The following is a 1313-nucleotide window of genomic DNA, read 5'->3' as shown; positions in this document are numbered from 1 at the left end:
TGACCATCATTGCGTTGGCGGGATCGTTGAGAGCGGCCTGAATGCACATAACGCCAAAGGGCTCCTCAATCTCCAAGGCTTGTGACAGTACCTCCCAACGCAGGCCGTTCCTGCACGCCTCCGCCAACGCGGAGTCATGCGCATGCACAAGCTGCAAAGACAAACGACCTTCCGCGTCGGTCGCCTGCACACAGCTCCCCACGACGGCTCTTCCAATGACGTTGCGGAGCACTTGGTTAATGTGAGAGGCGCCAATGCTAGCATAGAGTACGTGTTCCAGGGGTAGAGAAGCGATGCGGTCGTCCGCGGGTGCATCTCGATGCCAGGTGCGCACAACATCGCTTCCAGCAGCCACCTCGACGCGCACAGCACCATGCGCGGCTTCTTCAAAGTCGAACTTCCGGAATACGTGACGGAATAACTCCTCGCATCTTTCACCATTGATGCGCACACCATTCCGATTTGCTGGGTGAGCCACGACGACCGCAGGCATGAGACGCCGATGTTCTGAGCCCGTGATGTCCCTCAGTGGGTACTTGGCTCGGAGCGCTGCAGCGCGCTTCACAAACGTAGCAGCGGAGCCTGACTCGGGGGACGGGTCAGCAACCGACGACATGATCGAAGCCCACCTGAGCAGAGTGTATCAGAAGGGAAGGGATGCGAACACCAGCTGGTCTGTGCTGAAGGAATGGAAATCATGATGCGCGCACTTCCTGATACCATGCACGTACTCAATCGCGTGCTTTTTTATGTGCACGCACGCAGTGTCCAAGGCACAGGCGCGAATGTACTCGTTGCAGTGTCCCACTAATTATGAGTCCGCGTCCCTCCCTCACCAGAGCATGCGCAAGCGCCGCACCATCAGTCGTGGGAAGTCCATGCCTTCTGCTTCCCTCAGAGAAAATATGCGGTACGTGTGCCCCTCGAGCGGCTTGAACTTGCTGCACAATAAAACTGGCGATCCCGTCGAAGTCACGCCAGGACGCAGCGCACGCTGGCAACCAGCACAACGTCCCCAACGTGTTGGAGCGCGAATTAACTCTTCCACGGAATTGGCAGCGTCCAACTGAGATGCCGTGGACGACAACCCACCAACGCAGGCTGAGCCAACGCGAGGCTCGACCGTGGGCAACACCATTCCCGGGCACACTGGCCAAAACCTGACTTCTTCGTCTGCGGTATTGGACTCAGGCGAGGAGCTTTGCAGGGAGGCATTCGCTCTCTGAGGCGAGCGGTCATCTTCGTCGGATTCTGTAGTCAGATCAAAATGCGGGACGACAGCCTTGTCTGCCGCTGATAGCTCTTCCACCAGA

2 protein-coding genes are annotated in these 1313 nt (G+C 58.0%); both read right to left on the bottom strand.

The features are described from left to right. A partial coding sequence (locus ABWQ00_RS16120) for an ATP-binding protein (RefSeq protein WP_353239674.1) occupies window positions 1–493 on the bottom strand: 493 nt, incomplete at its 3' end. 339 nt (window positions 494–832) lie between these two features. Further along, window positions 833–1313 (bottom strand): hypothetical protein (locus ABWQ00_RS16115; RefSeq protein WP_353239673.1); only part of this gene is annotated, 481 nt, incomplete at its 5' end.

This window comes from Limnohabitans sp. (assembly GCF_040400975.1).
Taxonomy (GTDB): domain Bacteria; phylum Pseudomonadota; class Gammaproteobacteria; order Burkholderiales; family Burkholderiaceae_C; genus Limnohabitans_A.
This window is presented reverse-complemented; position numbering and strand designations above follow the sequence as displayed.